24 protein-coding genes and 1 tRNA gene are annotated in these 26,189 nt (G+C 60.5%); 17 read left to right on the top strand and 8 right to left on the bottom strand.

Going from position 1 to position 26,189, the window contains the following annotated elements; genetic code table 11:
- Positions 1-68: 68 nt before the first annotated feature.
- From ACOOEX_RS01820 to ACOOEX_RS01780, 9 genes are all read left to right on the top strand, one after another.
- Positions 69-878, top strand: coding sequence for a ParB/RepB/Spo0J family partition protein (locus ACOOEX_RS01820; RefSeq protein WP_420396866.1), 810 nt, complete (start codon positions 69-71; stop codon positions 876-878).
- Positions 879-1,354: 476 nt separating this feature from the next.
- Positions 1,355-1,762, top strand: coding sequence for a hypothetical protein (locus ACOOEX_RS01815; RefSeq protein ID WP_420396865.1), 408 nt, complete (start codon positions 1,355-1,357; stop codon positions 1,760-1,762).
- 151 nt (positions 1,763-1,913) lie between these two features.
- A complete protein-coding gene (locus tag ACOOEX_RS01810) occupies positions 1,914-2,459 on the top strand; it encodes a recombinase family protein (protein ID WP_420396864.1) in 546 nt (181 codons plus the stop codon).
- Positions 2,460-2,620: 161 nt separating this feature from the next.
- Positions 2,621-3,208 carry a lysozyme inhibitor LprI family protein gene (locus tag ACOOEX_RS01805; protein WP_420396863.1) on the top strand — a complete coding sequence of 196 codons (588 nt, stop codon included), beginning with the start codon at positions 2,621-2,623 and terminating at the stop codon, positions 3,206-3,208.
- Between the two features lie 422 nt (positions 3,209-3,630).
- Complete coding sequence (gene rfbC, locus ACOOEX_RS01800) at positions 3,631-4,197, top strand: dTDP-4-dehydrorhamnose 3,5-epimerase (protein ID WP_420396862.1); 567 nt, start codon at positions 3,631-3,633, stop codon at positions 4,195-4,197.
- Between the two features lies 1 nt (position 4,198).
- On the top strand, positions 4,199-5,248 hold the full coding sequence (gene rfbB / locus ACOOEX_RS01795; RefSeq protein ID WP_420396861.1) for a dTDP-glucose 4,6-dehydratase: 1,050 nt from the start codon (positions 4,199-4,201) through the stop codon (positions 5,246-5,248).
- The gene (gene rfbD, locus ACOOEX_RS01790) at positions 5,245-6,099 is read left to right on the top strand and encodes a dTDP-4-dehydrorhamnose reductase (RefSeq protein ID WP_420396860.1); all 855 of its coding nucleotides are present in this window, start codon (positions 5,245-5,247) and stop codon (positions 6,097-6,099) included. Before rfbB ends, rfbD begins: the two co-directional genes overlap by 4 nt.
- Positions 6,096-6,965, top strand: coding sequence for a glucose-1-phosphate thymidylyltransferase RfbA (gene rfbA / locus ACOOEX_RS01785; RefSeq protein ID WP_420396859.1), 870 nt, complete (start codon positions 6,096-6,098; stop codon positions 6,963-6,965). The genes rfbD and rfbA overlap by 4 nt, the downstream gene beginning before the upstream one ends.
- A 75-nt stretch (positions 6,966-7,040) precedes the next feature.
- Positions 7,041-8,288, top strand: coding sequence for a glycosyltransferase family 4 protein (locus ACOOEX_RS01780; protein WP_420396858.1), 1,248 nt, complete (start codon positions 7,041-7,043; stop codon positions 8,286-8,288).
- Between the two features lie 6 nt (positions 8,289-8,294).
- Here the strand turns inward: ACOOEX_RS01780 and ACOOEX_RS01775 are convergent, their stop codons facing one another.
- Positions 8,295-9,401, bottom strand: a complete 1,107-nt coding sequence (locus ACOOEX_RS01775; protein WP_420396857.1) for a polysaccharide biosynthesis/export family protein — start codon at positions 9,399-9,401, stop codon at positions 8,295-8,297.
- Between the two features lie 105 nt (positions 9,402-9,506).
- Between ACOOEX_RS01775 and ACOOEX_RS01770 the strand changes: the two genes are divergently transcribed.
- From ACOOEX_RS01770 to ACOOEX_RS01755, 4 genes are all read left to right on the top strand, one after another.
- The gene (locus ACOOEX_RS01770) at positions 9,507-10,349 is read left to right on the top strand and encodes an NAD-dependent epimerase/dehydratase family protein (protein WP_420396856.1); all 843 of its coding nucleotides are present in this window, start codon (positions 9,507-9,509) and stop codon (positions 10,347-10,349) included.
- On the top strand, positions 10,346-10,960 hold the full coding sequence (locus ACOOEX_RS01765; protein ID WP_420396855.1) for a sugar transferase: 615 nt from the start codon (positions 10,346-10,348) through the stop codon (positions 10,958-10,960). Before ACOOEX_RS01770 ends, ACOOEX_RS01765 begins: the two co-directional genes overlap by 4 nt.
- Positions 10,961-11,146: 186 nt before the next feature.
- Positions 11,147-13,579 carry a glycosyltransferase gene (locus ACOOEX_RS01760; RefSeq protein ID WP_420396854.1) on the top strand — a complete coding sequence of 811 codons (2,433 nt, stop codon included), beginning with the start codon at positions 11,147-11,149 and terminating at the stop codon, positions 13,577-13,579.
- 18 nt (positions 13,580-13,597) lie between these two features.
- Positions 13,598-14,329, top strand: a complete 732-nt coding sequence (locus ACOOEX_RS01755) for a CatB-related O-acetyltransferase (RefSeq protein ID WP_420396853.1) — start codon at positions 13,598-13,600, stop codon at positions 14,327-14,329.
- Positions 14,330-14,445: 116 nt separating this feature from the next.
- Here ACOOEX_RS01755 and ACOOEX_RS01750 read toward each other — a convergent pair whose 3' ends face one another.
- A complete protein-coding gene (locus tag ACOOEX_RS01750; RefSeq protein ID WP_420396852.1) occupies positions 14,446-15,360 on the bottom strand; it encodes an ABC transporter permease in 915 nt (304 codons plus the stop codon).
- Between the two features lie 208 nt (positions 15,361-15,568).
- Between ACOOEX_RS01750 and ACOOEX_RS01745 the strand changes: the two genes are divergently transcribed.
- The 3 genes from ACOOEX_RS01745 to ACOOEX_RS01735 are packed head-to-tail and all read left to right on the top strand — an operon-like array spanning position 15,569 to position 18,022.
- Positions 15,569-16,630, top strand: coding sequence for a capsule biosynthesis protein (locus ACOOEX_RS01745; RefSeq protein WP_420396851.1), 1,062 nt, complete (start codon positions 15,569-15,571; stop codon positions 16,628-16,630).
- Between the two features lie 13 nt (positions 16,631-16,643).
- Positions 16,644-17,303 carry an ABC transporter ATP-binding protein gene (locus ACOOEX_RS01740; RefSeq protein ID WP_420396850.1) on the top strand — a complete coding sequence of 220 codons (660 nt, stop codon included), beginning with the start codon at positions 16,644-16,646 and terminating at the stop codon, positions 17,301-17,303.
- Positions 17,300-18,022 carry an alpha/beta hydrolase gene (locus ACOOEX_RS01735; protein WP_420396849.1) on the top strand — a complete coding sequence of 241 codons (723 nt, stop codon included), beginning with the start codon at positions 17,300-17,302 and terminating at the stop codon, positions 18,020-18,022. The genes ACOOEX_RS01740 and ACOOEX_RS01735 overlap by 4 nt, the downstream gene beginning before the upstream one ends.
- Before the next feature lie 131 nt (positions 18,023-18,153).
- Here ACOOEX_RS01735 and ACOOEX_RS01730 read toward each other — a convergent pair whose 3' ends face one another.
- The 4 genes from ACOOEX_RS01730 to ACOOEX_RS01715 all read right to left on the bottom strand — a co-directional run bounded on the left by ACOOEX_RS01730 (position 18,154) and on the right by ACOOEX_RS01715 (position 23,411).
- Complete coding sequence (locus ACOOEX_RS01730) at positions 18,154-18,480, bottom strand: hypothetical protein (protein ID WP_420396848.1); 327 nt, start codon at positions 18,478-18,480, stop codon at positions 18,154-18,156.
- Between the two features lie 98 nt (positions 18,481-18,578).
- Complete coding sequence (locus ACOOEX_RS01725) at positions 18,579-19,247, bottom strand: YjbF family lipoprotein (protein ID WP_420396847.1); 669 nt, start codon at positions 19,245-19,247, stop codon at positions 18,579-18,581.
- Positions 19,244-21,406, bottom strand: a complete 2,163-nt coding sequence (locus tag ACOOEX_RS01720; RefSeq protein ID WP_420396846.1) for a YjbH domain-containing protein — start codon at positions 21,404-21,406, stop codon at positions 19,244-19,246. The genes ACOOEX_RS01725 and ACOOEX_RS01720 overlap by 4 nt, the downstream gene beginning before the upstream one ends.
- 124 nt (positions 21,407-21,530) lie before the next feature.
- Positions 21,531-23,411, bottom strand: coding sequence for a polysaccharide biosynthesis protein (locus ACOOEX_RS01715; protein ID WP_420396845.1), 1,881 nt, complete (start codon positions 23,409-23,411; stop codon positions 21,531-21,533).
- Between the two features lie 354 nt (positions 23,412-23,765).
- On the opposite strand from ACOOEX_RS01715, the gene ACOOEX_RS01710 reads away from it, so the two are divergent.
- Positions 23,766-24,791, top strand: a complete 1,026-nt coding sequence (locus ACOOEX_RS01710) for an NAD-dependent epimerase/dehydratase family protein (RefSeq protein WP_420396844.1) — start codon at positions 23,766-23,768, stop codon at positions 24,789-24,791.
- Between the two features lie 64 nt (positions 24,792-24,855).
- On the opposite strand, the gene ACOOEX_RS01705 is transcribed toward ACOOEX_RS01710, so the two are convergent.
- Together ACOOEX_RS01705 and ACOOEX_RS01700 are read right to left on the bottom strand one after the other, a co-directional pair.
- A tRNA-Trp gene (locus tag ACOOEX_RS01705) sits at positions 24,856-24,931 on the bottom strand.
- Positions 24,932-24,969: 38 nt separating this feature from the next.
- Positions 24,970-26,160 (bottom strand): cation:proton antiporter, encoded by a 1,191-nt coding sequence (locus ACOOEX_RS01700; RefSeq protein WP_420396843.1) that lies wholly within the window; start codon positions 26,158-26,160, stop codon positions 24,970-24,972.
- Between the last annotated feature and the right edge of the window lie 29 nt (positions 26,161-26,189).

Genomic DNA, 26,189 nt, shown 5'->3' with positions numbered 1-26,189 from the left:
GTGGAGCTGTGGGGGTGTGTCTGTCTGGGCCTGTCCGTACCCAACACAACAGCAGATGGACCTGTGACATGACAACAGAAACAGCACAAGACGGCCTTGGGGTGGAAGCCCGCAGGGTCAAGCTCGACGAACTGCACCTCGACACCGACACCTTCCAGTTCCGCTGGGAGGACCTGACGGAAAGCCAAGTCGATGACCTGAGAGACGCGCTAAAGCGGCGGAAGGAACTGGACCCCCTGACAGTCTGGGAGAGGCCCGAGGACGGGTGTCTCTTCGTTGTGGACGGGCACCATCGGTATGAGGCCTACAGGCGTTCAGGCAAGGCTTTGACGGTCTCTGTGGTGGTCCACAGGTGCGACCTCAAGGTAGCCCGATTGCTGGCACTGGAGGAGAACACCAAGACCCGGCTAACGATGTCCCAGCAAGAACGGCTCGATGCGGCTTGGCAGCTTGAGTGCAGCGAGGCCGGATACAGCAAGGCGGAGATCGTGAAGTCGGCGGGCGTCGGAAACGGGACGGTGGCGAACATGAGACGAGTGAAGGGGCGGCTTGCTGAAGCAGGTAGCGAAATCCCCACGACGTGGCGAGCTGCACAGATGCTCGACGCTGGGAGGGAACAAGACTGGACCGAGGAAGACTGGGACGCACGGCGGGAAGAGCATGTGCTGAAGCTCAAGGAAGAGATCGCCGGTGCCATAGCTGCAGCGACACGGGCGGACCCCACCATTGCTCCCGATGCGATGCGCAGGATCATGGGCGAGGATCGTTTTCGCCAAGGTCTTGAGTGGCACGGCTTCTACGAGGGCGAGGAGGACCCGATCACCGGCGTTGTGACGTTCAAGCCGAACAAGAAGCCTGAGCTGGACATGCCTTTCTGAGTCTCCATCCGCCGAAAGGACGGAGGTGTGCCAGCAGCCGCAGCCCGCAATGGGGGTAGCCCAAGCCAGAGCCGGGGGACGGCCTTGGAGGTAGCTTGGGTGTGCATCCCTTGGGTGTGCAACTTGCACAGGCTGACGGGGTGTCTGTTGGTTTTCACCGCAGAAACCTGAGCGCCCTACCAATAGCATGACGCTGGCGTTCTTCCCCCATAGGCCCCGGCTTGAGGTGAGCTGGGGCTCTTTATCCCTACCCTCCGGGGGTGGAACCCTGCCGAGCAGAGGGTTGAGGGGTGTGTTAGCGCTCTGCGCCTACACTGAAAGCGGGCTGCTGCAGCCGTTGATGACACACAGGGGGTTTGAGTGACGGCGCACAAATGGGAAGCATGGCCCAATCTTGTTTGGCAGCGGGATGGAAGTATGGGATCGAAAGTGCATAAGTGACAAGAAGTTTAACAGCAGGCATTTGGAGGTGTGGGATGTGGCCATTCAACAAGCCAAAGGAAGTGCGAGCGGCTGTTGCAGCCCTCGAGATCGAAGCCGAGAAGTATAAGGAGGCGGTAAACGCACTTTTTGGAGTCGAGGCTGTTCTACCGCAGGTCAAGGCTGTGATCGAAGATCAGGCGGACAAGACCGTCCACTCAATCAAGAGCGACGGGATCAGCCCTCGTGCACTCGTGCACTTGATCATATCCAACATCGTGTACGAGCGCCTGACCAGCGGTGCCCTCCACGTGTATCGGGGCACCCTCAGCAAAGAGGGGAGCGACATGCTAAAGGTGTTTCGATTCTCATCTGAAGTCTTGGTGACTGAAGGCCTGCAATCAGCGGCAGAAGCGGAGGCTGGCATCGAGGACTTGGAGAAACAAATCAAGGGAACTGGGTAGAGCGCTCCTGTGCCTTGTAATACACGTTGGGGCCTTTTGGGTATACTCCAGTGCAACGCTTCAATGGGGCATGGGATGTGTAACAATAGGGTTGCATTCCGTATTCTGGCACACCATCTGTTCAGGGTCTTAGAACCAAAAGGAACACATCATGGCAACGTACGGCTACGCTCGAGTGTCCACCACAGATCAAGACCTCACCGTCCAACGAGAGGCGTTGAAGGCGGCTGGGTGCGAGATCATCCGCGAGGAGAAGGTCAGCGGGACCAGTCGGCAGGGACGGGATGAGCTGGAGACCCTACTCCAGTTCCTGCGCCCCGGTGACACGCTCGTGGTCACGCGTCTGGATCGCTTGGCCCGGTCCATGGATGACCTGTCCCAGATCGTGAACGAGCTGCAGCAGCGAGGCGCTGCGCTCAAGGCGACGGAGCAGCCGGTGGATACCAGCACGGCGGCAGGCAAGGCGTTCTTTCAGATGCTAGGGGTCTTCGCTGAGTTCGAGACCAACCTGCGGCGTGAGCGCCAGATGGAGGGAATCGCCAAAGCGAAGGCCAAGGGGGTCTACAAGGGGCGCAAGCCGTCCATCGACGTGGAAGAGGTAAAGCGGTTGAGGGACGAAGAGGGGCTGGGGGCGACTGAGATCGCCAAGCGACTGGGCATTGCCAGGACTTCGGTCTACCGAGCGCTTAAGGAGTAACTGCGCAACAGCGGATACAACACAATGGAAAGCTCGGAGAACTATCCCAAGGCGAAGAAGCTGCGTTCTGTTGTTATTCTGTAAGGGAGGTTACCCTTGCACAAACATGCCTGAAAAGATTCAATCGACGCCAAGCACACCACCCTTGAAGGAGTGACATCTTGGAGGCTTTTATTGCTTTCTGTCTTGGATTTCTCGCCGATCTCGCCCGGTCAGCTTTCCTTCCGTGGTCAACAGATTGGTTGGCCAAATTTATCCCGCCGCTACGTCGGAAAAGGAACATCGATGAAAACCTACTTCTCATGCGTACGATGAATGACCTTGAGGCGCTTGGAAAAGACCCGATGTTGGTCAAACACCTACATGAAGATGCAGACAGCTTTATGCGCAAACTGGAGAGCCAGCGGCAAGCTTACGTCGAACACGCATTGGACGCAGTGGATACCACTTACATGACGCAGGCGGAGATGAACAACGAAGCTGCCCGCATGGCTGATATTGCCAAGAGCAGAATGATGACTGCTCTCGCGGCGCTGGAGCGGTCGGGGACTTTGGATGAAGAGCAGATCGACGAGCTGAAAAGGTCACAATCTGGGTGGGAAGAATATGCCGAACAGCACGCGTCTGTAGTTGCACACAACTGGCGTGGCGGCTCGATAGCTCCGAGTATCTACTACGAGGAGTGGAAGAGCTTGGCGATTTCAAGAGAAGGCCAACTTCGATCCTTGCTAGAGGAGTTCTCCGAGTAGTCGCCGACCTGCTTAGTTTGTGTTGAATATATCCTTTTGATCGGCACTCCCGCCCCCAAGCCATTCACAGCTTACACAGCGAACCCGAGGGAACGATACGTCGAAGAGGTAGCTTCGGGAGGCCGAAAGTGTTACAGTACCGTGTACCATCGTAGCGTTCATCTCGACCCGCAACCCATTGAAAAAAAACAGCATAGGACACCGCCACCCGCTCCCCCTAGGCTCCACCAAATCCTCCTCCCCCGAAGTGTCGACATGTGATCTGAAAGCCGCGTCCTGCCGGACCTTCAGCGCATTGGGGCCATTGTTGCCCCAATCACAACCGTCCTTTCCCCGAGGCAATGGACATCATCATTGCAATCAAAGGGGAATTGTCCAAGAACGGAGCAGCACCGAAACAGATCAAGGATCGGGGTTGCGACGTGCAGGTTGACCAAACACCTCTTTCGGGACTTCTGATCCTGACCCCTCGTCGATTTGGCGATTCCCGCGGGTTTTTCAGCGAGAGCTGGAACAAGCGGCAGATGGCGGACCGCGGGCTCAACTACGATTTCGTACAGGACAACCATTCGCTCTCAGCGCAGGTCGGCACGGTGCGTGGTCTGCATTTTCAGGCACCGCCCCACGCGCAGGCGAAACTGGTGCGGTGCGGGCGCGGGCGGCTTTTTGATGTCGCGGTCGATATCCGCAAGGGCTCCCCCACCTTCGGGCAGTGGTTCGGCATCGAACTGAGCTTTGAAAACGGCAGGCAGCTGATGATCCCGGCGGGGTTTCTGCACGGGTTCGTGACGCGAGAGCCGGATACCGAGATCATCTACAAATGCACCGATTACTACGCCCCCGAAGCAGATGGCGCGGTGCGCTTCGACGATCCAGATATCGGCATCGACTGGGGTCTGGAGGGTACAGAAGCGGTTCTGTCGGACAAGGATGCCGCTGCGCCCTTGCTGAAGGATCTGTACATCCCATTTGTCTGGGAGGGCGTTTGACATGAAGCTTCTGGTCACCGGCGGGGCCGGGTTCATCGGGTCTGCCGTTGTGCGGCTGGCGGTGGCGCGGGGCCACGAGGTTGTCAATCTCGACGCGCTGACCTATGCCGCCTGCCTCGACAACGTGGCGCAGGTGGCGGACAGCCCGCTTTATGCCTTTGAGCATGCCGATATCCGCGACCGTGCCGCTCTGGACCGGGTCTTCGCAGATCACAAGCCCGACGCGATCATGCATCTGGCGGCGGAATCCCATGTGGACCGGTCCATCGACGGGCCAGGCGATTTCATCGAGACCAATATCACCGGCACCTTCAACATGCTGGAAGCGGCGCGCAAATACTGGGGCGTACAGGGCAAGCCCGGCGGGTTTCGTTTTCACCATATCTCGACGGACGAGGTGTTCGGGTCGCTGCCCGCTGACCCCTCGGAACAGTTCACGGAAGACACGCCCTACGACCCGCGCAGCCCCTATTCCGCCTCCAAGGCCGCGTCCGACCATCTGGTGCGCGCCTGGCACGAGACCTATGGGTTGCCGGTTGTCCTGACCAATTGTTCCAACAATTACGGGCCCTATCACTTCCCCGAGAAGCTGATCCCGGTCATCATCCTGAATGCTCTGGCGGGCAAGCCGCTGCCGATCTACGGGGATGGGTCGAATATCCGCGACTGGCTGTATGTCGAGGATCATGCCGACGCGCTGCTGCTGGTGGTGGAGAAAGGCGCGCCTGGCCGGTCCTACAATATCGGCGGCGAGAACGAGCGCAGCAATCTGGATCTGGTGAAAACTCTCTGCGCTATTCTGGATGACTTGCGCCCGAAAGCAGAGGGGTCTTACGCCGACCAGATCACCTTCGTGACCGACCGTCCCGGACACGATGCCCGCTACGCCATTGACCCCACCCGCATCCGCGAGGAACTGGGCTGGCGCCCGTCGGTGACCGTGGAGGAGGGTCTGCGCCGCACCGTCCTGTGGTATCTCGACAATGAACCCTGGTGGCGCGCCTTGCAGGGCCGCGAGGGTGTGGGCGAACGGCTCGGGGTCAGGGCATGACGGTTCTCGTCTTCGGCAGAACCGGTCAGGTCGCGACCGAGTTGCAGCGTCAGGCAAACGTGCGCGCATTGGACCGCGGCAAGGCCGATCTGGCCGATCCCGCGGCCTGTGCCGAGGCGATCCTGCGTTACCGCCCCGCTGCCGTCATCAACGCCGCCGCCTACACGGCCGTCGATCAGGCCGAAGGTGACGAGGGCACCGCAACGATGGTCAACGGGGCCGCCCCCGGGGCGATGGCCGGGGCCTGTGCCGACCTGGGGATTCCCTTTATCCATCTCTCCACCGATTACGTCTTTGACGGCTCTGGCACCGCGCCATGGTCGGTCGACGCTCCCACCGGCCCGCTCGGGGCCTATGGGCGCAGCAAGCTGGCTGGTGAGGCGGCGATACAGGCGGCGGGCGGTACGTCCGTGATCCTGCGCACCTCTTGGGTGGTCTCTGCCCATGGCAGCAACTTCGTCAAGACGATGCTGCGCCTCGGGGCCGAACGTGACCGCCTGACCATTGTCGCGGATCAGGTGGGCGGCCCCACCCCCGCACAGGACATCGCCGCGGCTTGCCTGTCCATCGCGGCGCAACTGCGCGCGGACCCCTCCAAATCCGGCACCTACCACTTTTCCGGCGCGCCGGACGTGTCCTGGGCCGACTTCGCGCGGGAGATCTTCCGTCAGGCGGGCATGACCTGCGAGGTTGTCGACATCCCCACCAGCGCATTCCCAACCCCGGCAAAGCGGCCTTCGAATTCGCGGATGGACTGTTCCGACACGACCGAGCGTTTCGGCATTTCCCGCCCCGACTGGCGCAACGCCCTTTCCCAGATCATCCAAGAGATTCAGGACCAGACCCCATGACCAATCGCAAAGGCATTATCCTCGCAGGCGGCTCGGGCACCCGGCTTTATCCGATCACCATCGGCGTGTCGAAACAGCTGCTGCCGATCTATGACAAGCCGATGATCTACTACCCGCTCAGCGTTCTGATGCTGGCAGGCATCCGGGACATCGCGATGATCACGACGCCCGTGGATCAGGACCAGTTCAGGCGCACCCTGGGTGATGGCAGCCAGTGGGGCATCAACCTGACCTATGTCGAGCAACCGTCACCCGACGGGCTGGCACAGGCCTATATCCTCGCCGAGGAGTTTCTGGACGGCGCGCCCTCCGCCATGGTTCTGGGCGACAACATCTTCTTTGGCCATGGTCTGCCCGAGATCATGGCCGAGGCCGACGCCCGGGCAACGGGCGGAACTGTTTTCGGCTATCACGTGTCCGACCCGGAACGCTATGGCGTGGTGTCCTATAACGACGCGGGCGATGTCACGGGGATCATTGAGAAACCCGAGATTGCGCCGTCAAAATACGCCGTGACCGGGCTTTACTTCCTCGACGGCACCGCGCCGGAACGGGCCCGGCAGGTCAAACCTTCGGCCCGCAATGAGCTCGAGATCACCACCTTGCTGGAATCCTACCTTGCCGACGGCCTGCTGAATGTAAAACGCATGGGGCGCGGCTATGCATGGCTCGATACCGGCACACATGGCAGCCTGCTGGATGCGGGCAACTTCGTGCGAACGCTGGAAAAGCGGCAGGGGTTGCAGACCGGCTGCCTTGACGAGATCGCCTATGAGAAGGGCTGGATCACCCGAGAGGCGCTGGCCGAGCGCGCCGAGATGTTCAAAAAGAACAGCTACGGCACCTATCTGGCAACGCTGCTTTAACGAAAACCTTGCACCAGAGGGCGGGGACGTTAGCGTAACGGTCCCGCCCTTTCGCGTTCAGACCACGGCCTGCCTATGAAACTGCTGTTCATCCACCAGAACTATCCCGGCCAATATCGCCAGTTGGTGGACTGGCTGGCCGCTCAGGGTGGGCATGAGATCGTGTTCCTGACCCAGAGAAAGGGTGTCGCTTCCTCGCACGGTATTCGCGTCGTTCAATACGCGCCGCATCATGCCCCCGCGAAGGATGCCTACGGCCTGTCGCGTTACTGGGAACAATGCACAGGGGCGGGGTATGGCGCGGCGCAGGCCTGCCAGAAGCTGCAAGCCGAGGGGTTCACCCCCGACGTGATCCTTGGCCATGTGGGATGGGGCGAGCTGACCTTTACCAAGATCGTCTGGCCCGATGTGCCGGTGCTTGGCTATTTCGAGTATTACTTTCTGGCCGAGGGCGGATCGGTCGGGTTCGATCCGGAATTTCCATCGAACCCCGCCACGCCCTACATCATGCACGCCCGAAACGCGGTCAACTTCGCCAATCTGCAAACCGTGGATCTTGGGCAATCCCCTACTGAATGGCAGAAGAATACCTACCCCGAGAGCTTCCACAGCAAGATCTACACCTGCCACGACGGCATCCGCACAGATCGGCTGTTGCCCAATCCCAATGCGGCTGTACGGCTGGACCGGCTCGGGCGGTCGGTCAGCCGCGAGGATGAGATCTTCACCTATATGGCGCGCAACATGGAACCGACGCGCGGCTTTCACAGCTTCATGCGCGCCTTGCCCCATATCCTCGATGCGCGCCCCAATGCCCGCGCGCTGATCATAGGTGGAAGCGAGGTATCCTACGGCAAGGAAAGCCAGCAGGCCGGTGGCTATCGCGCCGAGATGGAGCGAGAGGTGGGCGACCGCGTGGACTGGAGCCGGGTTCATTTCCTTGGCCGCATCCCCTATTCCGACTACCAGGCGGTCATGCAGCTGTCGCGCTGCCACATCTACCTGACGGTGCCTTTCGTGCTGTCCTGGTCGCTGTTGGAAACCATGTCGATGGAGGCCACAATCGTTGCGTCAGACGTACCCCCCGTGCGTGAGGCCATGCAGCATGGGAAAACCGGCCTACTGGTGGATTTCTTCGAGCCTGAGGCAATTGCCCGGCAGGTGGTCGAGGTGCTGGCCGCGCCGGGCGATTACACCCACCTGGGGCGCGCCGCCCGCGCCCATGTGGTCGAGAATTACGACTTCCTGACCCGCTGCCTGCCCGTGCATATCGAGCGAATCAACGGGCTTGCACCGAATACGCGGCCCATTTCCATGCCTTGATCTAGCTTAGTTGGAGACGGCGTTGACCAGACCGAAGGCGCTGCCAAAGAGGCTGAACACCGTCTGAACCGAGCTGACCGGGCTTTCCGTCGCCAGCACCAGATCCCCCGACTGAATGCGGAAGTTCCGGGCGGAGAAAAGACCATCGGATGTCGTCAGGTCCAGCGTGAACACAACCCGTTCCTGACGCGGGCCACGCTGGCCGGTGCGCAGGGCCGAAGCCGGATATTCGCGCAGGATCAGGATGCCCTCGGGATCGGCACGGCTGGAGGACACCCCCCCGATGATCGACATCGCATCAAGCGCGGTCACGACATCCTGCGGGAAGGCGTGCTGATCCTGAATGCCTGCTGCGCCGAGCGACAGGAAATAGCGGCGGTCTTCCTCGACAATCACGCGGTCGCCACCGACAAGGCGGGTATCCAGATGCGGTTCGGAATAGAGCCGCGCAATGGAGGTGCCATAAAGCTGGCCATGGCGCATCAGGCGAATCTGCGGATTGCGCAGGGCACCGGACACACCGCCACCCTGAGAGATCAGGCTGAGCACGGAATAGGATTGGTCGGGCATCGGGTAGGTTCCCGGCGCGTTGACGCCCCCCACCAGATCGACCGAGCTATGCATACCAGCCGCCATGGCAAGCTGCACCTGAGCGGAGGGCACGATGGCCTCCAACTCGGACTGAAGGCGCGCGCGCGCCGCCTGCGGGGTCAGGCCGGAAATGCGGGTATCGCCGATATAAGGCATGAAAATCGTGCCATTGGCCGCAACACGCATCTCTTCGAGGTTCACCGCCCGCTGGCCCGGAGCGGCCAGAAGCGAGTTGTCGTTGCTGTCCCAGATCGTGATGGCAACCACGTCGCCGGGATTGATGATCTGCGTGCGGGCCCCGGCACTGGCGGTAATCCAGTTCAGTTCGGGCTCGCCCACCACCGGCCACTCTGCCAAAGTCGGAAGGAAGTCCCTGGTCACCGGATACATGGCGAAATCGGCATCGGCATCATTTGCACCGGCCGTGATTTCCTGTTCGATTCCAGCGCCACGCGGCAAGGAGCAAGCCGTCAACAGCAGGCATAGGGTAAATACGCCAACTGCTCGAAGAGTAAGTTTCATGCCCGGTCCCACTGCAAATTGCTGGTTTGTATTGATACGCAACTTCTGGGCAAAATACGACCTGCATCCCGGGGGTCAACGGTTTCAGGCAGGAAAGGTGATTTTATGCGCGTTTTGGTACTTGGTGCCACAGGTCGGCTTGGCCGGATGCTGCAATGGGGCTGGCGGCAGGAAACGCGATTTGTGCCCGCCTGGCATGGTCGCAGGGCCGGACAGTCCAATGATATCAATACATTCGATATCCTGTCGCAACCGAAGGCTCTGCGAGACTCCGTCTCCGAATGCGATGTTGTCCTGTGCCTTGCGGGCGTCACCCCGGCCTCGGGCGCGGATGTGGCGCTCAACCAAGAGATCGCGCTGGCCGTCCGGGCTGCTTCGGGCAGTATCCCCCTGCTCGTCGCCTCCTCCGCCGCGGTCTACGGGCGCGCTGACGGGCTGTGCCGCGAAGTCGATCCAGCCTTTCCAATGGCCCCCTACGGCATAGCCAAGCTGGAGATGGAGCAGGCGTTGGCCCGGGCGGGAGGCCCCGTGACCTGCCTCAGAATCGGCAATGTCGCGGGCGCAGATCAGATTCTGGGCCGCCTTCCCACCAAGGACCCGTTCACGCTGGATCGCTTTGCTGATGGCCGCACCCCTTGCCGCAGCTATGTGGGCCCGGCCACGCTGGCGCGGATGCTCGCCGATCTTTGCGTGGCAGCGGGTGCGGGGCGCGCTCTGCCGGCCCTTCTGAACGTCGCTTGCCCCGGCGGGGTCGAAATGGGGGCGTTGCTGGACGCGGTGCCGCATCGCTGGTCGGCACGAACCGCCCCGGACACCGCCATCCCAAAAGTTGTGCTGGACACAGACACGCTAGGACGGTTTACCGCGCTGGACGAGCGGGCCGGGCACGCCGACAGGCTGGTGGCGGAATGGCGCGCGTTCATTGATCAGTGGGAGCAGCGGCGGTGACCTGGCGCAAGCGTATCTTCGACCTTTTCTTTGCAAGCCTGCTGGTCATCATCCTTGGCCCGATCATCCTGTGGCTGATCTGGAAGATATGGCGCGAACAGGGTGGGCCGATCTTCTACGCCGCCGAACGCATGAAGACGCCCGATCAGAGCTTTCGCCTGTGGAAATTCCGCACCATGACCGTGGTCGAGGAGGACAGCGGCGTATCCGGGGCGCACAAGGCCGCCCGCATCACCCCCACTGGCGCCTGGCTGCGCCGTAAGCGACTGGACGAATTTCCGCAGCTTTGGAACATCCTGCGCGGCGATCTGAGCTTCGTCGGCCCCCGCCCGCCCCTGCGCGAGTATGTCGAGCGATTCCCGGAGATCTATGGCGAGGTCCTGAAAAGCCGCCCCGGCGTGACCGGGCTGGCCACCATCACCTATCACAAGCATGAGGAACGCCTGCTTGGGCGCTGCACCACCCCGGAACAGACCGATGACGTCTATTGCCGGCTGTGCATCCCCATGAAGGCCCGGCTTGACCTGATCTACCAACGCAACCAAAGCACCTGCTACGATTTCGATCTTGTGTTTCAGACCATTGGCAACCTCTTTCGGCGAAAGTCATGACGTATTCCGCGATATGCCGGGCTCGTGTGGACAGACCAATGACCAGCGGCTAAACACACCGCCATTGGCCCGCCGTCCGGGCATGTAAAAAAGCCGCTCGGACCGCCGGGGGTTTCGCGGCAAGTGCAGGGATTGACTGTGTTCAACCGAATCCGTGGATTGTTCGCCCGATACGCTGACCGGCATTTGGCGATCACAGGCAGGGGGGCGGCTCTGCCCGAGGTCGACGGCGCTCGTTTAGGCTATGTCGAAAGCACGGTAATCCACGGCAACCGCATTCAGTTCAACGGGTGGACGACGGCGGATCAGATCGTTCTGTCATGGCACGGAGGGCAGCTTGTTCAGCGGCCACATCTGAACCGTGCCGATGTGGCGACGGCGCTCGGGGTCGACCCAGAGGTCGGCTTCTCGGTCGGAGCACCGCTGTCCCTGGGTCCGTTCCAACTGACGCTTCGGCAAGGGAACGCCGAATACCAATGCCGCCTCAGGACGCCATCCGCCGTCAAGCAGGCACTGGCCAGGATATGGCTAGGCCTGCGGTTTGCCCGGGTGTTGCTACGTGCCAGCCCGTCAATTCTGAAATGGCAGGCCACCAAAGACCCGTTGCACCGGGCACGGGTCAAGGCGATCCTTGATCTTGATGCCCACCCGGTTGCAGGGCCGATGCACACCAACTTGTTCGATGATGGCCATGCGCCGCCTGCTGGCCTCGGGGAAACCCCCATCACCATCGTGCTGCCGGTGTATAATGCGTTTGACCTGCTGCCGGATGTGCTGGACCGAGTCGAAAGACACACCGATCTGCCATGGCAACTGGCGGTTATCGAAGACAAATCCCCCGACACGCGCGTCCGTCCCTTCCTGCGTGACTGGGCCAGTTCCCGCAGGGACCGCGTTCACCTGATCGAGAATGACGCCAATCTCGGATTTATCAGAAGCGTCAACAAAGGCCTGGAATACGCGCTTGAGCGGGGCGCCCATGTCGTGCTGCTGAACTCGGACGCGCTGTTGCCCGAGGCCTGGGCAAGCCGACTGATCGCCCCCCTGTTCGGTCAGGAAAATGTCGCAACGGTTACCCCGATGTCCAACGATGCCGAGATTTTCTCGGTTCCGGCCATTTGCACGAAGACCGACCTGAACCCCGGAGAGGCTGATGCGATCGACGCACTGGCCCGACAGTTTCACCCGCAAGCGGACCTTGAGCAGGCGCCGACAGGGGTCGGGTTCTGCATGGCGATGAACATCGCCTTTTTGCGTCGCCTTCCCACGCTCGATACCGCCTTCGGGCGCGGATACGGCGAAGAGGTGGATTGGTGCCGCAAAGCGCGCGCCTTGGGGGGGCTGCATCTTGGGCTTGCGGGATTGTTCGTCGAGCACAAGGGTGGCGAAAGCTTCGGCTCGGCTGAAAAGCAGGCTCTTGTCCAGAAGAACAACGAACTCGTCGCCAGCCGCTATCCGACCTATGACCGGGAGGTGCAGGAATTCATCCAGGCCGATCCCATGATCACCGCGCGAATCGCCTTGGCCATGGCCTTCGTGGCGGTACGTTCGTCCGATCCGGTTCCCGTCTACCTCGCGCATTCGCTTGGGGGCGGGGCCGAGCACTATCTGCTGAACAGGATTCACAACGAGTTGCAGCGAGGCCAATCCTCTGTTGTCGTCAGGGTTGGCGGGCCTCAGCGCTTTCAGGTCGAGGTTCGGACCCCCGATGGCGAAAGCACCGGAACAACCGATGACTTCGGCTTTCTGGAGCGCCTGCTCGATGTGCTGCCCCAAAGGCGGATCATCTATTCCTGTGGGGTTGGCGACGCTGATCCGATAGAGCTGCCAGCCCTTATGCGACGGCTTGTGCGTCGTGCCGATGACCGGCAAGACGCACTGGAAGTCCTGGTGCATGACTACTTTCCGATCTCGCCCTCCTACTGCCTGCTCGATTCCGACGGGGTCTATCGTGGTCCGGTTCTGCCGGAGCGCAGCGATCGTGCGCATATGGCGCGGCGCCCGGATCGCACCCGAGCCACTTTGGCCGACTGGCAGAAAGAATGGGGGCAGCTGATCGACGCCGCCGATCAGGTCACGGTGTTTTCCGAAAGCAGCCGTAGCCTCGTTCTTGCGACCTACCCCCGCGCAGAGCCGGTATTGCGCGTCGTTCCGCATAGCTTGGCGCAACCCGTGCCGCTTGTTGAGACGGGCAACGCAGACGTGGAAGTCATCGGCATCCTCGGAAATATCGGCCTTCAGAAAGGGGCCGCCGTAGCGCAGGATCTTGCAAGGATTGCAGAGGCACGGGGCGACTTCCAGCTCGTGCTGATCGGGAACATCGACCCGGCATTCAGCTTGCCCCGGACGGTTCCGGTACATGGCAACTACCATGTCACCGAGCTCGATTCCCTTGCCGCGAAATATGGCATAACCCGCTGGCTGATACCGTCGATCTGGCCCGAGACCTTTTCCTACACCACGCATGAATGCATTGCGACGGGGCTACCGGTCTACGCGTTCGACATCGGCGCCCAAGGGGATGCCGTGCGGAATGCCGCGAATGGGCACGTGATCGGGTTTTCTGCCGAAGACAATTTGGCGCAAAGCATCTTGAGACAGGCACTCGACAGGGAGTGAGCAGGGAGTGACGACAAAATGAGCATGATCTCGGTTCCGATCGAAACGCTGCAAAGCAAGGGCATTGAAGTGTTGCCACGTGGCCCCGACGCGAATCTCAATCTGCCGCGTGACAGCAGGATCGAGGCACCGTCGAGCCTCAAGTGGACCCAGTACGAGCATTCCATTCACCTTGGCGCATTTTCGTACCAGGTTTCCGGGTATTGTTTTGCAGCCCGCATCGGCCGGTACTGTTCCTTCGGGGAGAATGTGCAGATCGGACGGCAAAACCACCCGCTTCACTGGGTCTCGACCAGCCCCGCCTTCTATCTGGGCGACCGCCTTTATGGTCTCGGGAATGGGTTTCGGGATGCCGCGGCCTATCACAGCTACAAGTTCAGCTATCAAGGACCGGCAACCAAGGCAAAGATCACGACGATTGGAAACGATGTCTGGATCGGGCACGGTGCCTATATCGGGGCCGGTGTCACGATCGGCGATGGCGCGATTGTTGCCGCACACGCGGTTGTATCCAAGGACGTGCCCCCGTTCGCGGTCGTTGCCGGCAATCCCGCCACGATCAAGAAATACCGGCTGCCCATGCAGCAAGCGGCACCGATACTGCGATCACGCTGGTGGCGCTTCGCGCCGTGGCAGCTACAACATCTCGACCCTTCCAACCCCAAGGTTTTTGCGGCTGCCGTCAACCGGATGACGGATGAGCCGGAGTTTTCGCCCGAGACGTTCATCGCGGAGGATTACAGACCCTGACACCGGGCAGGCGACGCGTCTTCCTGGCCCGACGAAACGGCAAGCCCCAGGGACAATATGCCAGCCAGCCGAAGGTGGTTGTCTTGGTCCGATCGTCGGGGCAGCTTTCTCACGCCTCAGGAATAGAGGATGTCCCGGTGATAACGACGCAGGAACAGAAGGCCGAAGGCGCTTGTCACCAGGGCAATGGAAAAAACATAGCCCGGAGAAACATATTCCCCCCCGTAGTTGACATAGAACGCTGCGCGCATCTCTCCGGTAATCTGCATGAGCGGATTGTACCAGAGGTAAGACCGATATGGTTCTGGTATGTCATCATACATGAAGAAGATCCCCGATATGAGGAACATCGGTCTCATAAGAATACCCCAGACCTGCTGCCAGACACGGAACTGAGACATCAAGAAGCAGTTCAGTACACCGATCCCAAAGCTGAGTGATCCGACCATAGCATAAGCCAGGGCAATCCGGCCCATCTCAAGCGTGGTTCTTGTCTCATAGAGCATGAGAATCATTGTGAAAAGAATGTAGCTGACGAGGAGTTGAGTCAAAGAATTGAGTATTAACCGCGCGATGATGGCATCCATGAAGGAGATCCTGGGGTAAGCCAGAAAAGGCCTGGAGTAGTTCAGCGATTGTCCGATCTTTCCCGCAACATCCATGAAAGCCATGAAAGGAAGAAGACCGGTCGCGTAGAAAATTGCGAAGTTGGTGCCCAGAGGAGGTGAGCGGAATCCCACCGAGAAAACGGCAACCATAATCGCAAGGCCTCCTGCGGGCTGAAGCACTGCCCAGATATATCCACCGGGGTTTCGGCCGTAGCTCGTGTTCATCTCCCTTAAGATCAGGGCCCCGATGGTGCGAACCGACGTGAAACGAGGAACCTGTCGAACCGATGTCGACGGTTTGCCGGCGGTCGATTCGATTACGGAAGACATATGAAGCCCGTGGAATGGATGCTGGAAAAAGCTGCTGTCATTGGTTAGCAAGAAGTCATAGTAATCTCCACCTTGCAAGGTCTTCCTGTTCATGGCAAATCCTCAAATGTCTGAGAACGCAAAAGGCGAAAAGCCGGTAACGCCTTTGGCTGCCGCGTCTCCTCAGGCCGCGACAAATCCTGCGGCGAAAAAGGAGGCACCTGGCGAAAATCAGACTGGCCCCAAGCGTGCAGCAACACCGGTTGCAGCGACCGCAAAATGGAGGTCACGGCATTGGGGGCTTGTACTTTCCCTGCTGATCATGGTCATCCTGCCGACGGCAATCTCGGCCTACTACCTTTGGTTCCGCGCTGCGGACCAGTATATTTCCCGTGTCGGCTTTTCGGTGCGCACCGAGGATTCCAGTTCTGCTATCGAGCTTTTGGGCGGTATCACGAACCTGTCCGGGTCAAGCTCTTCCGATACGGATATCCTCTATGAATTCCTGCAAAGTCAGGAGCTTGTTGAAAGAATCGACACGGAACTCGATCTCAGGTCGATCTGGTCGCGCGTTGACCCTGCCGACGACCCGGTATTTGCCTACCACGCGCCCGGCACCATCGAAGACCTGCTAGATCACTGGGACCGCCAGGTGCGCATTTATTATGCCAGCGGCACCGGCCTGATCGACCTTGAAGTTCTGGCGTTCACACCCCAGGAAGCACGGTCGATTGCTCAGCTGATTTTCGAAGAAAGCAGCGCGATGATCAACCAGCTCTCGGCCATCGCCCGAGAGGATGCGATCAGTTACGCCCGAGATGAGCTGGATCAGGCAGAGGAGCGCCTCGCCCGCGCACGGATTGCCCTCGCTGAATGGCGCAACGAAAACCAGACGGTTGATCCGACGGCTGACACGGCTGGCCAGATGGGTCTGGTGACAAACCTGCAGGCGCAACTGGCCGAAGCGCTGATCGAGCTTGATATTCTTCGGGACACAACCACGCGGGACGATGACCCGAGGATTACCCAGGCAGAGCGCCGTATTACGGTTATCGAAAACCGCATCGAAGCAGAGCGCGCTGTCCTTGGCACAAGTGGGGCGGGGGGGGTGGCCTTTGCCGACCTCGTCGGCGAATACGAGCGCCTGCAGGTCGACCGCGAGTTTGCCGAGCAGGCCTACACCACCGCCCTCGCGGCCTTCGATGGTGCCCGGAACGAGGCTCGACGGCAGAGCCGCTATCTTGCGGCCCATGTGCGCCCGTCCTTGGCGGAAAGCTCCGGCTTTCCGGATCGACCGGTAAAGCTGATCACGATCTCCATCTTTGCCTTTCTGATCTGGACCGTGGTAATTCTCGTGGCATACAGCCTGAGAGACAGACGGTGACGAGACCGAGAAGATGATCGAGTTTCGAAACCTGCGAAAAGAGTTCGTCCTGAACGGGCGGCGCAGGGTCGTGATCGACAACCTGAACATTGCCCTGCCAACCAACATTTCGGTGGCTCTTCTGGGGCGCAACGGGGCTGGGAAGTCGACACTTCTGCAGCTGATTTCGGGCGCCATGGATCCAACTTCAGGCGAAATCAGGTCCAGCGGCTCGATCTCGTGGCCGGTTGGCTTTGCGGGGTCGTTCCACCCGGATTTGACGGGCTTCCAGAACACCAAGTTCATTGCCCGTGTCTACGGGGTCGACACCGAAGAGCTCGCTGCTTTTGTCGAAGAATTCGCCGAACTTGGGCAGCACTACTACCTGCCGTTCAGATCCTATTCTTCGGGCATGCGATCTCGCCTGTCTTTCGGGGTGTCCATGGGAATTCCGTTCGACACCTATCTGGTGGACGAAGTGACCTCGGTGGGTGACATGGCTTTCCGTGAGAAAAGCCAAAGATTGTTCCTGGAGCGGATGGAAACAGCCGGCGCGTTCATGGTGAGCCACAATACAGAGCAGCTACGCGACATGTGCGAGGTCGGTGTGGTTCTGGAAGGGGGGCGCGCCATCTACTACGAAGACCTTGATGAAGCCATCGAGCATCACAATCGCAACATGATGGGTTCGTGAAGGAAGGGAAGAAGCCTCTGCATTTCTCCTCGACCAGAATTCGCTGGCGCCAATCCGCGTTGGTGCGCACGGCAAGCGGAAGGGAAAAGGCCCGGATCCTCGCCTTTCACGGCGGGGGCGGGGTGGATGGACGACCGGAGATGCTGGTCCCCTTCTGCACGGAACTTGCAAGGGAGCACCCGGAACTCACCATCATCGCCGCTGAATACCGAACGCTGAACCGGAACGGGGCAACGCTGAAACAGATGCTGGCGGATGCCCGTCATGCGCTGAACTGGAGCCGCCGCAAAACGCCGCTCGGGTCGAGGCTGTTCGTCATGGGCGCGTCGTTTGGTGGCCTTCTGGCTCTGGATGCGGTGTTTGCTGCGCCCGACCGGGTAAGCGGCCTTATTCTGCTCAATCCCGTGACGGATACTGCGAAGGGCGGCTTCTGCAATCGCGTTATCCCGCCCGAAGGCCTTCCGGACATCTCTCCGATGCAGCGATGGAAAGGCTGGCATCGGATGAACAGCCTGCGCTGCCTGACGGTTCACGGCAGCGACGACAATGTCGTTCCAATCGACACCTCAAAGGCGTTCTGCGCCTTGTGGCCGCCGGATCGTTGCAGCTTCGTAGGCTATCCGAATGTTGGGCATGGGTTCTTCAACCTGCCCGCACACAGCCCGTCTGTTTCCGAACTGATCCACAAGTTTATAGGATCCGACGGACAGTCTGGCTAGGTCACCCCCCCGGCAGGCCGGCCGCGCAGCACGCGCGTCATTACCCTGATCGCGATATGAACGCAAACGCGCCTACAAAGAAAAGGGCGGCCCCAAGGAGCCGCCCGAATTCTTTTCGTCTGGCGAACGGATTAGCTGCCAGAGGTCGTGGTCGAAGAGGAACCGTCGCCGATCAGGACCGCGGTCAGGATCAGACCGCCACCGGCAGCCAGAAGGCCACCGCTGCCTGCGACGGTGCCCAGACCGGTTGCAGTTGCAGTCGCAGCAGCACTCCCACCGGGCAGCCAGCCCAGAGCGCGCGCTTCCTCTTCCTGAGCTGCGGTCAGTTCGCACTCAGCTTCTACCAGATCGACATTGCCGCCGAGCTGTTCACACTGGTCCACGGTAAGGGCGCTTGCGGCGGTCACGCAGAATGCGGAAACGGCCGTAGCTGCAAAAATGGTTTTCGAGATTTTCATCGGGTCAGTCTCCAATACACTACTTATCTTCAGCTAACACGATGCCTGTCGTGTTTCAATCCGCGCAAGCGCGTCTCGGCTGATTTTTGCGATAGATGCTAGTTTATCACGCGTTCCATATTGGCATAGCCCAATTCCGGACCAGCCCATTGACGCGATTGCCACAGATCACCGTCGCTTCCTTGCCAATAGGTGTTCACGAATACCGGTGTGTCACGCCCATCCGCATGACATGTCTCGCTAAACCGGCGGGTTGCGTAGCTGCGACCAAGGATGTCGACCGTTTCGCTGCCTTCGGGAGTGAGCGAACAATACAGGCGAATCGCGTGAAGCTGCCCCTCGCCGTCAAGCGCCCGGAACAGGCGGGAATACTCTGCCGACTGCCCCTGTGACAGGGCGCGATGCAGCGCCTCGGTCTCCAGGCTGTGCAGATCGGTGCCGAATCCCCGCGTATTCCGCAACAGGCCAGCGGCGGTGCTGACGGTGTTGCCATCGAGGCTGCGCCAGATGGTAACATCGCGGTTCGTGCCGTATTCCAGCAAACCCACCGAAATACCCGCATCCGGCATACGAACAACAAGCACAGGGGCCGTGATGCCAGCCTCGGCCAACGAGGCGCGTGTTGCCGTAAACTGCGAGGGCGCATCGCCCCGGTTGAACAAGCCACCGCGAATCTGCTCGAACGCAGCCGCATACGGGCTGTTCGCCGCGTCCTGCCCGCATCCGGCAAGTGCCAAGAGCGCCATGAGTGCCAGAACTCGCTTCATCGCCACACCTGCGCCCATTGATCGTCGATATTGCCCAGGTGCCCTTCCCGGACCCGTTCATAAAGACGGTCAGGCACGCCAAGCCGCGCCCCGCCATCCCTGGTGATCGGTCGGATCGTGGTGCCGACGGACTGACGGCTCGGCTGCCCGGTGAACCAGGTCACGGGTATCGAGAAGCGGATCCCCTTGTCGAAGCTGCCTTCGCCAAAATCCTCGGTCGACACATCGGTCAGGGTCATGAAGGCACCAACGCGCCAGCCATTGCGGAACTCCCGGTCGATTGACAATGTGGCACCCCAGTCCCCGGCAAGATAGCGCCCGGCATCAATCTGGACATGATAGCCATTAGCCATGTCGTAATAGGCAGACACATGCCCGGTCACGACGCCGTAATCCCTGAAACCCAGCCCCATATCGTAGTCACGCTGTCGGGCATAGTTGATCTCGGCCCCAAGCGCGAGGCGACTGTTGACCGGGCGCCACAGCAGTTCGGCCGACAGGCCGCCATACATCCGCTCCAGATACCCCACAGTCACCCGGCCATAAAGATCATTGCCGAGGCTGCGGGCATGAGAAAAGGTCAGCCTTTCCACCGCAATGCCGGTCTGCCGGTCGTAAAGCGGGCTACTGGTCCGGACCGGCGGCAGATTAGACGGCGAGGTGCGCGCCTGATCGAGATTGCCAGCCAGTCTCTGGGTCAATGCGCCGTCAATTCTCCATCCGGGATGGAACTCGTAGGACGCAGACAGACGCACACCCAGATTGATGAGTATGGGGTTATCAGGGTCAAAGTAGCTGGTCCGCGTATAGGGCCTCAGAGACCAGTCGAAGCGGGGGAACACGCCATCCACAAGGTCTTCCGCCTCGGTCGGCTGCGCAGCCCGCAGGCCTGCAACCGCCTGAAGTGCCTCGGTTGCATTCGGTTCCTGCTCCAGCGCCTCCATATCCGACCGGCGCAATGTCAGGGTAGAGATGGCGAGCCCTTCGTCCAGCAGGGTGATATGGAAGGTTTCGACCGAAGGTGGCAGGATTTCCGCCATCACCCGCGCGGACCGGCCAAGCGCCTGCGCAACGGCGGTGTAGCGGGTGTTTTCGATCCGGATCTCTGCCTCATAGGCCCCCAGATCATATGCGATAAGATCCTGCCCCTCGGCTTCGAGCGCTTCCCTAAGCCGTTCCCCGAGCGCAGGGCGTGCACGCGGGTTTTCTACCCAGTCCACGGCCCAAAGGTCAGGGTTTTCAGCCGGATCGGGACGGATGGCCAACGGGCCGGGAACCGGGCGATTGCTGACTGGCGTAACGGGACGGCTTGGATTGAAGCTGAAAGCGAGATTCACACCGACTTCGGACCCATAGAGATAGTAGGCCCCCAGTCGAAGCGAGCGGTTCACCTGATACTCGACACCAAAGTTCCACGGTGACCGGCGTTCGAACACGCCCTGTGCGGTTTCGGTCCGGTAGGCGTCCGAGGAATACTCGACGATCACCCCAAGCCGGTCCGTCGGTTGCCATTCGATGCCGCCAAAGAAAGCTGCCTGGCCCCTAAACCACTGATCATAAGAGATTTCGCCGCCGGTATCGCCGGGCACAAAGCTCGGCCGCACATTGCTGAACGGTGCGCCGAAGGAATTGTAGCTGCCCAAACGCCCCCAACCAACACCGCCGGTCACGGTAAGCGTATCCCCGAATGACCGGCTGGCGACAATATATTCGCCCGCGTAGATCCCGGTGCCCACGAAATCCTGCAACCCGATTGCGACCGAGGGCCACCAGCCGCCCTCCTGCTGCTGCAAAAGCTGATAGCGCAGGTCGAAACTGCGGTCGAAATAGGTTTCGAACCCGGCAAGGTTCAGCCCTTCAGTCGCAGAGTAGCGGAACGATCCTGACAATCTGGGCGATATCTGAAAGCTCAGCGTATTGCGGGTGATGCCGCCGAAATGCGAGATCGTGGTCGAGAATTCGCCGTCCGGCATGACCTCGGCCGATGGCATGTCGATCAGGCCAGCGGTGCCATAGAAGTTGAGCGTGGGGCGCGGGCCTGACACAGGGGTGCCGATGATATCGGCCTGCGCAACAGAGCCGAAGAGACCGCCAAGGATCACTGTGACGGCTGCAATGGCAGGTTTTGCAATACCACCGAAATCTAGAAATCCGCGCACACCCGTTCTCCTGCTTTGAGGTTCTTAGACCACGCGCGCCGGGGCATGATCAAGCTTGCGCCTTTGCCGCTTCGGACGCTTTTGCCCGAAGCGCGTCTTTCGGGTGACAGACCGCTATCAAAGCTTAGTTGCCGCCCTGCAGGGTCGCAGCATTCTGTGCGTCGCGGCCCTCGATCCAACGATCGAGCACCGCAAAAGCAGCTGCCTTATCGCCGCCGGAAATTGCCTCTCGCAAGCTGCGCAAGGCCGATGCCACCTCGATCTCGGACAAGGCCTGTTCTCGGGCAGCAAAGATCTTGGGATGAGACGTGGTCAGCCGATCCTTGCTAAGCGTCAACTCCTCGCGGAGCTTCTCACCCTGACGCAGCCCGATGAAGGAAATCTCGATATCCCCGTCCGGGTTGTTTTCGTCCCGCACGGTGTATCCGGAACTCTCGATGACCTGTCGGGCGAGCCGTTCAATGGACACCTCTTCCCCCATGTCCAGAACGAACACTTCGCCGCCAGAGGCCATGGCCCCGGCGCGCAGGACCAGATGCACGGCTTCACGGACTGTCATGAAATAACGGCGAACGTCCTTATGGGTCACGGTGACCGGCCCGCCGCGGCTGATCTGTTCCTGAAAGATCGGCACGACGGAACCAGAGGATCCGAGCACATTGCCGAACCGGACGATCGAGAAAATCGTCCCAGTGGTGCGAATAGCCAGATCCTGCACCACCAGTTCCGCCAGCCGTTTCGAGGCGCCCATGACGGAGGACGGGCGCACGGCCTTGTCCGACGATACGAGCACGAAACGTTCCACGCCGGCGGACTCGGCCTCTCTTGCGAGGGTTTGGGTCCCCAGAACGTTGTTGGACAACCCCGAGAGGGGATTGGCCTCGACCAGGGACACATGTTTGTAGGCGGCTGCGTGCACGACGATCTGCACATGGTATTCGTCCAGAACCAACCGAACCTGACGTGCGTCCGCCACCGAGCCCAGGACAGAAACCAGCTCCACACCCGAATCCTCGGCCATCGGACGCAGTTCCATGTCGATATTGAACAGGGCATATTCGCTCAATTCATACAGGATGAGCTTCTTGGGACGGCAGGCCAGAACCTGACGAGACAGTTCTGCCCCGATAGAGCCGCCTGCGCCGGAGATCAGGACCGTCCGACCGGAGTAGCTGTTTCCTTCATCCCCGAGCGAGGTGACAACGGGTGCCCGGCCGAGGAACTGGGCGGGCTTTACCGGGGTCAGCTTCTCGACCAGCGGCTCTTCCCCGATCAGCTGTGCGAAGGAGGGGAGTGTCTGCACCTCCAGCCCCATCTTTTGCAGGCGCCGCGCAATCTGTGCCTGCTTGGGTTGGCTGAGAGACGGGATCGCCAGAAGGACGCGGCGAATGCTCTTTTCCTGAACGATCCGCGCGATGCTGGCCGGCGTGTACACCGGCAGACCGGCGATCAGAACGCCCTGCAAGGCGGTGTTGTCATCCACGAAGGCAACCGGGTCGATCCCCTCATGGGTTCTCAGGGCTGTGGCCAACTGGGTGCCCGTTGTGCCTGCCCCGTAGATCAACACCCTGCATCGCGGTATCTCGCGCCGGTAGATCGCAACCACGACCTGATACATGACAACACGACTGACCGCCGAGAACATGAAGAAGCAGATTGCGAAGACGATGCTGTTGCCAACCGGCACGTTCAATTGGAAAAGCCACCCCAATCCCGCCAGACTTGCCCCGAGATAGGCGGCAAAAACAGCCGTCTTCGCCAAAGCCCGCCCTTCATAGGCATTGAGCTGGATCTGTGGAATGCCCAGGGCGATGGCAACGCCAGCCGCGATAGCCAGTAAATACGGCAGCACGGGAAGAAGCAACGACAGGGTTTCCAGAGGCGTGCGCGGATCGGCCTGAACCGCAAAGGTAAAAACAAGCGCGAGCGGGACCAGGCAAAGGTCGAGGATCAGAAGGACGTTTCTTTTCTGATTTCTCGTCAGGGATTTGACCAAGCTCAGCATGCAGAACTACCTACGGACTTATAAACCGCGAAACATTCGCAGGATTACTTTCACAATGCCTTTTTTTGGGTGTTCGCCCATAAAAAGCCGTTTCGAGCGACAACAGAAACGCACAATGCCACTTTTTCAGCCTCTTTGACTTTAGCGATCCCTGTCATGAGGCACAAGAAGTCTCTCGCCGCCGCGCGGTATGCTGCCGAAGATACAATCATACCCGGGCGAATACGTGTCTGCTTGCAATCTGACACGTCAACGCTGCGAACCGGCATGCGAGCTATCAGTTTTCAAAGCTGCTGCAAGCCTGTACACAACTGCAAAAATCACGCTTTTCAGTAGATGACGAAGGCCTTTCACATGCCCCAACCACAGCGCACCGCACTTGTGACGGGGTCTGCCGGCTTCATCGGCTTCCATCTCTCGTCGACGCTTCTGAATGCCGGATGGCGGGTGATCGGTGTGGATGCGATGACCGACTACTACGACATCGCGCTCAAGGAAAAGCGGCAAGCGATGCTGTGCCAGTCGCGTAGCTTTCGGGCCATCAATGACCGGATCGAACAGCCCGGCCTGCTGGAAACACTGTTTTCCGATCATCGCCCCGATGCTGTCATCCACCTCGCGGCGCAGGCGGGGGTGCGCTATTCCATCGAGGCACCGGAAAGCTATGTCCAGGCCAACCTGATCGGCACCTTCCGCCTGCTGGAAGCCGCGCGCGCCCATCCGCCCGCGCATCTGCTGCTGGCCTCCACCAGTTCGGTCTACGGGGCGAACCCGGACATGCCCTACGCCGAGACCGACAAGGCCGATTCGCAGATGTCATTCTATGCGGCGACCAAGAAGGCCAATGAGGCCATGGCGCATAGCTATGCACATCTCTACGGCCTGCCCACAACGATGTTCCGCTTCTTCACGGTCTACGGTCCGTGGGGGCGGCCCGACATGGCGTTGTTCAAGTTCACACGCGCGATTCTGTCGGATGAGCCGATCGACGTCTACAACCACGGCAAAATGCAGAGGGATTTCACCTATGTGGATGATCTTGTTGCCGGAATCGAAAAGCTGATCGACGTTGCCCCGGTTCGCCCAACCGATGGCGCCGCACCACCGGAGGGCGACAGCCTGTCACCCGTTGCCCCCTACCGGATCGTCAATATCGGGAATTCAGATCCGGTCCCGTTGATGGAGTTCATCGCGGCCATCGAAGCGGCAACCGGTCGCGCGGCCCGCAAGAACCTGATGGCCATGCAACCCGGTGACGTGCCCGCGACATGGGCAGATACCACGCTTCTGAGACGCCTGACCGGCCACATACCATCGACCTCGGTCGCGGATGGCGTGGCGCGTTTCGTCGAATGGTACCGAGACTACTACGATCTGTGACCGCTCAGGGCCTTTGGGCGGGATCGAAAGAAAAAGCCCGGCGAGTACCGCCGGGCTTTTCGAGTGGCAGGGGCGGCAGGATTCGAACCCGCGGCCTGCGGATTTGGAATCCGCTGCTCTACCAACTGAGCTACACCCCTGTACTGGAGCCACCGGTTAAGCCATCGCACTGGCGGAATCAAGGCCCCTTTGCAGGCGGCTGGCCGCTTTCTTTCCCGGCAACGCGGCGCAGCGCAAACAACGTGGCGGGCGGCCCCAGAAGCTCGAACACGACCGTTGTTCCGATGGTCAAAGTGATGATCGTATCCCCCCAGTCGGGGAAGCTTTCCGCCGCGACCAGCGCCATGCCGATCGCCACGCCAGCCTGTGGCAGAAGGGCGATACCGAACCAGGGACGCTCCACTGCGCTTTCCCCCCCAAGCCGCGCGCCGATCCAGCCTCCGATAATGCGGGCTGCAATGCGCAGCGCCAGATAGGCCAGCCCGAGACCGCCCATGGTGGCCAGGTGCCCCAGTTCCAACGACACGCCCGCCAGCAGAAAGAACAGCACCATGAAGGGCCATCGGGCGTTTTCGATCTCGTGGAAGGCCTGCCGATGATGCCGGGCGAAATTGACGATCAGCATGCCCGCCGTCATCCCCGCAAGCAGGTAAGAGACCTCCAGCCAGATCGCCAGCCCTGCGGTCAGAAAGACAAGCCCGAGCGCCTCGGTCTGCAAGGGCTCCCCCGGTTTGATCCGGCCCGTCAGCATCGCCCCCGGCACCCCGATGAAAGCGCCAAGCAGCAGCGCCCCGCCGATTTCGCGCAGCGCGTCCTGCAATACCCCTTCATGGCCGTTGCCATATAGCTCGCCCGCTGCCACAGCCATCAGGCTGAAGGCAAGCAAACCCCATGCGTCATCCACGGCGACGATACCCCGCAACTTGTCGGGGAAGGCGCCGGTCATGCCCGATTGACGGATCGCGTCCTCGGTCGCCGCAGGCGCGGTGGCCGTGGCAATCGCCCCCAGAAGCAGGGCCAGACCAAGCGGGACGCCGATCAGTGCCAGACCACCCGCAACGACCAGCAACGTCACAAGCACGATGCTGATTGAAATCACCACGATCTCTGTTCCATGCGCGGCAAGGTTTTGGCGGGTCAATGCGCTGCCAAGCAGGAAGGCGACCATGGTCAGGGCCGAGACGGACAGGAATTCGTACCACGCCTCGGCCTCTGCAGGTACAAGATCCAACCCCGATCTGCCCGCAACCACGCCAGCCAGCAGCAGCAAAGTCACGCGGGGCAAGCGTGTACGCCGCCCGATCTCATCGGCGGCAAGGCCAACCAGAAACAGGATGCCAAGTGTCAGAAGGGTTAGATCGAGTCTCATGTCTGCAAGCTAGCAGCGGACACGGCGCA

It is taken from the genome of Nioella sp. (genome assembly GCF_965215655.1).
In the GTDB taxonomy this organism is placed as follows: Bacteria; Pseudomonadota; Alphaproteobacteria; order Rhodobacterales; family Rhodobacteraceae; genus Nioella.
The sequence above is the reverse complement of the archived record's forward strand: the minus strand, read 5'-3'. Positions and strand labels throughout refer to the sequence as shown.

Bases quoted from the DNA above. Each gene is read 5' to 3' on its own strand.
- ACOOEX_RS01820 (WP_420396866.1), top strand. From the start codon at position 69: ATGACAACAGAAACAGCACAAGACGGCCTTGGGGTGGAAGCCCGCAGG.
- ACOOEX_RS01815 (WP_420396865.1), top strand. From the start codon at position 1,355: ATGTGGCCATTCAACAAGCCAAAGGAAGTGCGAGCGGCTGTTGCAGCC.
- ACOOEX_RS01810 (WP_420396864.1), top strand. From the start codon at position 1,914: ATGGCAACGTACGGCTACGCTCGAGTGTCCACCACAGATCAAGACCTC.
- rfbB (WP_420396861.1), top strand. From the start codon at position 4,199: ATGAAGCTTCTGGTCACCGGCGGGGCCGGGTTCATCGGGTCTGCCGTT.
- rfbD (WP_420396860.1), top strand. From the start codon at position 5,245: ATGACGGTTCTCGTCTTCGGCAGAACCGGTCAGGTCGCGACCGAGTTG.
- rfbA (WP_420396859.1), top strand. From the start codon at position 6,096: ATGACCAATCGCAAAGGCATTATCCTCGCAGGCGGCTCGGGCACCCGG.
- ACOOEX_RS01780 (WP_420396858.1), top strand. From the start codon at position 7,041: ATGAAACTGCTGTTCATCCACCAGAACTATCCCGGCCAATATCGCCAG.
- ACOOEX_RS01775 (WP_420396857.1), bottom strand. From the start codon at position 9,401: ATGAAACTTACTCTTCGAGCAGTTGGCGTATTTACCCTATGCCTGCTG.
- ACOOEX_RS01770 (WP_420396856.1), top strand. From the start codon at position 9,507: ATGCGCGTTTTGGTACTTGGTGCCACAGGTCGGCTTGGCCGGATGCTG.
- ACOOEX_RS01755 (WP_420396853.1), top strand. From the start codon at position 13,598: ATGAGCATGATCTCGGTTCCGATCGAAACGCTGCAAAGCAAGGGCATT.
- ACOOEX_RS01750 (WP_420396852.1), bottom strand. From the start codon at position 15,360: ATGAACAGGAAGACCTTGCAAGGTGGAGATTACTATGACTTCTTGCTA.
- ACOOEX_RS01745 (WP_420396851.1), top strand. From the start codon at position 15,569: ATGGTCATCCTGCCGACGGCAATCTCGGCCTACTACCTTTGGTTCCGC.
- ACOOEX_RS01740 (WP_420396850.1), top strand. From the start codon at position 16,644: ATGATCGAGTTTCGAAACCTGCGAAAAGAGTTCGTCCTGAACGGGCGG.
- ACOOEX_RS01730 (WP_420396848.1), bottom strand. From the start codon at position 18,480: ATGAAAATCTCGAAAACCATTTTTGCAGCTACGGCCGTTTCCGCATTC.
- ACOOEX_RS01725 (WP_420396847.1), bottom strand. From the start codon at position 19,247: ATGAAGCGAGTTCTGGCACTCATGGCGCTCTTGGCACTTGCCGGATGC.
- ACOOEX_RS01715 (WP_420396845.1), bottom strand. From the start codon at position 23,411: ATGCTGAGCTTGGTCAAATCCCTGACGAGAAATCAGAAAAGAAACGTC.
- ACOOEX_RS01710 (WP_420396844.1), top strand. From the start codon at position 23,766: ATGCCCCAACCACAGCGCACCGCACTTGTGACGGGGTCTGCCGGCTTC.
- ACOOEX_RS01700 (WP_420396843.1), bottom strand. From the start codon at position 26,160: ATGAGACTCGATCTAACCCTTCTGACACTTGGCATCCTGTTTCTGGTT.